6 protein-coding genes are annotated in these 4083 nt (G+C 55.4%); 2 read left to right on the top strand and 4 right to left on the bottom strand.

Annotated features, from left to right (window positions below; all coding sequences use genetic code 11):
• On the bottom strand, window positions 1–1013 hold a 1013-nt coding region (locus tag AC1DU9_RS29535; RefSeq protein WP_477811236.1), incomplete at its 3' end, for an MFS transporter.
• A gap of 230 nt (window positions 1014–1243) precedes the next feature.
• Here AC1DU9_RS29535 and AC1DU9_RS29530 point away from each other — a divergent pair.
• Window positions 1244–1810 carry a nucleotidyltransferase family protein gene (locus AC1DU9_RS29530; protein ID WP_223460797.1) on the top strand — a complete coding sequence of 189 codons (567 nt, stop codon included), beginning with the start codon at window positions 1244–1246 and terminating at the stop codon, window positions 1808–1810.
• A gap of 131 nt (window positions 1811–1941) precedes the next feature.
• On the opposite strand, the gene AC1DU9_RS29525 is transcribed toward AC1DU9_RS29530, so the two are convergent.
• Together AC1DU9_RS29525 and AC1DU9_RS29520 are read right to left on the bottom strand one after the other, a co-directional pair.
• Window positions 1942–2148, bottom strand: a complete 207-nt coding sequence (locus AC1DU9_RS29525; protein ID WP_223460620.1) for a co-regulatory protein PtrA N-terminal domain-containing protein — start codon at window positions 2146–2148, stop codon at window positions 1942–1944.
• Window positions 2149–2229: 81 nt separating this feature from the next.
• Window positions 2230–2883: a hypothetical protein gene (locus tag AC1DU9_RS29520; protein WP_223460618.1), complete on the bottom strand. Its 654-nt coding sequence runs from the start codon at window positions 2881–2883 to the stop codon at window positions 2230–2232.
• A gap of 108 nt (window positions 2884–2991) precedes the next feature.
• Between AC1DU9_RS29520 and AC1DU9_RS29515 the strand changes: the two genes are divergently transcribed.
• On the top strand, window positions 2992–3513 hold the full coding sequence (locus AC1DU9_RS29515) for a hypothetical protein (protein WP_457266044.1): 522 nt from the start codon (window positions 2992–2994) through the stop codon (window positions 3511–3513).
• A 47-nt stretch (window positions 3514–3560) separates the two neighbouring features.
• Here AC1DU9_RS29515 and AC1DU9_RS29510 read toward each other — a convergent pair.
• Window positions 3561–4083, bottom strand: a 523-nt coding sequence (locus tag AC1DU9_RS29510; protein ID WP_477811235.1) for a multicopper oxidase domain-containing protein, incomplete at its 5' end; no start/stop codon positions are given.

Genomic DNA, 4083 nt, shown 5'->3' with positions numbered 1-4083 from the left:
CCGATGGACACTGCGAACGAGCCGGAGCTGGCCATCAGGAACGATGGATACACGCTCACAATCAACAGACCGCAAGCGGTCATCACCGTCATTCGACGCCCGACCCGGTCCGAGTACAGCCCGGCCAGTGGGCAGATCGCCGCAGCGAACAGCAATGCAATCAGCGACACCAGCAACGCTGTGGCGCGACTCAGGCCACCCGCGACTTGCAAGTAAGTCGCGAAATAGGTGGTGAACATATAAAACGACAGTGCCGTGAGTGACACAAAAGCACCCAGACAGCAGATAGCCGCACCATGGTTGCGCAAGGTTTCCTTGAGTGGGGAGTGTGCGACTGCATGTTCCTGGGTCACCGCCTGGAATGCCGGTGTCTCATCGAGCTTCCAGCGCAAGTAAAGACCCACCAGGCCCAGGGGCGCGGCAATCAGGAACGGCAGGCGCCAGCCCCAACTGCCCATTGCTTCGGCCGACAAGGACGCCTCGAGTGCGTAGGCCACCACGGCTGCCGCGGCGAAGGCGGAAAATGTCGACACCGGAATGAAGCTGCCGTACCAGGCGCGCTTGTCACTCGGTGCATGCTCCATCAGGTAGGCACAGGCACCGGCGTATTCACCCCCGGCGGAAAAACCCTGGGCGCAACGGATCAGGGACAGAAGAATCGGCGCCATGACTCCGATCGCCGTATAAGTGGGCAGCAGGCCGATCAAGGTCGTCGCCCCGGCCATCAGCAGAATGGTCATCGCCAGGGTTCGCTTGCGGCCGATCCTGTCGCCCAGCATGCCGAAGAAAATCCCGCCAAGGGGCCGAAACGCAAAGGCCACGGCGAATACCGCAAAGGTCTTGAGCAGCGCGGCACTGGCATCGCCGCTGGGGAAAAATTGCTGGGCGATGGTCGTGGCCAGAAAGCCGTAGACGGCGAAGTCGAACCACTCGACGAAATTGCCGATGCCGGCAGCCACAATCACTCTTCTCAGCGTTCTTGGGCTGACTTGTTCCATCGTTGCGCTCGTCATGCTTGACCTCGACCGTTCGTCAGTAAGCTATCGATTATCGGGGCAGGCACTGAGGCGGCTCACTTCAAAAGTGTCATCCACATAGTCCGTACCGACTTCATGTCGTTGAATGAGGCATGATTCGCGCCAGATTGGCCGAGGGTGAGTAAAGGGCGGTGTATTTCGCGTATTTGTAAAGCGTTGGCGGTATCGTCGGTCGCCAGGACTTGATCGATTTGGAAGGGATGAAAATGACATTGACTGTCGAAAGCCTGGTCAGGATCGCAATGACCAATCCAGTAAACGCAGAACTTGCCGATCGCTTGCCCAAGCTCGGTTTGAACCAGTGCATGCTCACCGCCGGTTGCCTGTTCCAGGCCGTGTGGAATCATCAGTCACAGCGACCGCCAGCGTGGGGGGTGAAGGATTACGACGTTTTTTACTTCGATGATGATCTGTCGTGGGAAGCCGAGAATGAGGTCATCCAATCCGCTCGGCATCTGTTCAACCACCTCGACGTGAACGTTGAATTCAAGAATCAGGCTCGCGTTCACCTGTGGTACAACCAGCGGTTTGGCGGGGATTATCCACAACTTCAGTCGGCCAGAGACGGGATCGATCGCTACCTGATTGCCGGTACCTGCATGGGGCTGGATATTGAAACGGGCGAGGTCTATGCACCCAACGGCCTGGCCGATACTGAGCAGGGGCTACTTAGAATCAATCCAAAGAATCCCAGGCCAGACTTGTTCGACCAGAAGGCGAAAAGTTACCAGGTTCGCTGGCCTTGGCTCAGGATCGTAGAGACGCAACGTTGAGTTGGCGCGAGGGGCGTTTACCGATGAAGCAATTTATTGGAGATGAAAGCTGATAACGCGTGCCACGACGGCCTGTAAACGAAGCAGCCCGTGGAGACGGGCTGCTTGGACTGTGGACTCGACACAACAGATCAGCTGTTGGTGCGGTCGGCTGCCTTGGCCTTGCTTTGAGTGACAGCGGCTTCAGCCTTCTGTTTCTGGGCAACCTGGAAGGCTTTCATCGAGACGGTCCGGGCCGACTCCATGCGTGCGACGGTCCGGTCACCGCCACCTGTGGCCATCGCCAGAGAAGAAGCGGTCAGAGCGGCGACTACGAAGAGAACTTTCATGGATTTCATTTGGGTATCCTCAAGTGAGATTTTTTAACAGTTAAAGCAGAATTCATGGGTTAGCGCTGAACGTCCTTGTTCAACCTGGATTCACCAGCCAGCCAGGGCGGCGTTTCCTGGAGTCCAGGTGCCTTGCTCCTGGCGCGCTTCGGCGTCTTTGTTTTTTGCCCAGACGGTGAGCAGTACCATCATTCCGAAACCGCCGACGATGAGCACCGGATAGGCTGCCAGCAACTCCACCAGCGAGTACTTCCAGGCCAGCGGACGACCAACACCCAGCATGGCGGCATAGAACCACGACACGCCAGAGAACGCGCCCGAGAACAGCGCCAGCATGCGCAGGCTGAAGGAGAGTTTCAGTAACGAACCGGCTTTCTTCAGCGCCGGCAATACAGCGCGATGCAACACGAAGCCGTTAATGGTCAACAGCACAACGATGCCGATTTTGGCTTGTAACTTTGGATTGAGGAAATACTCCATCCCCTTGCCGGCATAATCGATCCCGACAATAGCAATGCCTGTAATCCAGAGCCAGACAAGTGCAAGCGATACGGTCTTTTGAAGACTGTCCATGTGCGCGTCATCGTGGTGACCTGACGCATCGCCCTTCAGGAGTTGCTTGACCATTGCAATGTCACTGGTCAAAACCAGCCCGATTGCCACGCAGCAGGCGATAAGATGAAAATATACAACGCCCAGGCGTAAATATTCCCCGACTGGTGAAGTAAGAATACTAAGTTCCATGACTACCTCTTTGTTCTAACAGTGAATCAACCTGACGTTCAGGACGGCGTGATTAGAGTTTGCCGTTGCTGACGGAAGTTATGATTCAGCCGTTTCAATTGAATTATCTTGCGGCATTACGCTGTCAAGATAAAAGCGAGTTTGGCGAATGAACTTTTAGTCATTCGATTATTTCCATTTTCAGGTAATAAAAAACCGCATCCGCACTTGGCGCATATGAGGTTTAACTTCCGCTTCTGGGGGTCAGGTGAGGTTCAGAGCCCGTGCCACCTGCTGCGTATTCTGACCGAAAAAACTGTATCCGTTCATTTCTTGATCAATTTTGCTGACCAACGGCAGTGTTCCTGGCTAGCTGCACATTGCCATCTTTTATCGTGCAGCCTGCACCATTACCGGGTTTGCGGCGAATGGGAAGGCAGACGAGAGCCCCGGCGTTTTTTTCGTCTTTTATTCCAGATTCCATGGAAGACATCGGGGGTTTTGAGCGAATCAGCCATAAAAAAGCCTTTGGCCGGGTTAACAAACCAGGTCAATGCACTGCCATTTTCCCCTCGAAAAAAGCCAATTCGCGGCATAGCCACAGGGGAATTTTCAGCAAAAAAGTTGCCTGTGCATTTGCTGACGACATAAACAGCCGTTTGATAGACGACGCTAGCCTTTGCCTCCGCTGCTGCTATTTACGGGTTTTTGTTGACCTCGACCTGTGGCCCGACGCCATCTCCGGTACGGAATGTCGGTAATGCAACCGAGTTCACGAATTTCACGCCGTCCCAGCTGGGCAAGGGTGTGGGCATCAATTGGAACTGGCCCGGGTGCTCAGAGTCCCAGCGCAGCAGCATCGCCGTGTCTTCATGCTGTGTGTTGTGGCAGTGCTCCATGTAGGTACCGGCAAACTCACGGATGTGTATGGCCATTTCGACATCGTCGAGGCTGTCGGAATCGCGGCCTACACGGTAGATATCCTTGCGCGCTCCTTTTTCCCATTCGGGTGGTGGTTTGCCACCTCGAGTGAGAATGATCCCTTCCTCGAAATGCACATGCACCGGGTGACTCCAGCCATTGCCGCCGTTCTCGATCTTCCAGACTTCCAGCGTGCCTTCGCCCTTGAACCCTGCCGGTGTCGGGCCAGTGGCCAGTTGTGGCGCGGCTGAAATCCGCCGCGGGTCCATACCGAAGCCTTCGCCGCCATCGGTCTTGATC

It is taken from the genome of Pseudomonas sp. P4_C1 (assembly GCF_056402155.1).
This window is presented reverse-complemented; position numbering and strand designations above follow the sequence as displayed.

Coding starts and splice junctions, on each gene's coding strand:
- AC1DU9_RS29530 (WP_223460797.1), top strand. CDS start 1,244: ATGACATTGACTGTCGAAAGCCTGGTCAGGATCGCAATGACCAATCCA.
- AC1DU9_RS29525 (WP_223460620.1), bottom strand. CDS start 2,148: ATGAAATCCATGAAAGTTCTCTTCGTAGTCGCCGCTCTGACCGCTTCT.
- AC1DU9_RS29520 (WP_223460618.1), bottom strand. CDS start 2,883: ATGGAACTTAGTATTCTTACTTCACCAGTCGGGGAATATTTACGCCTG.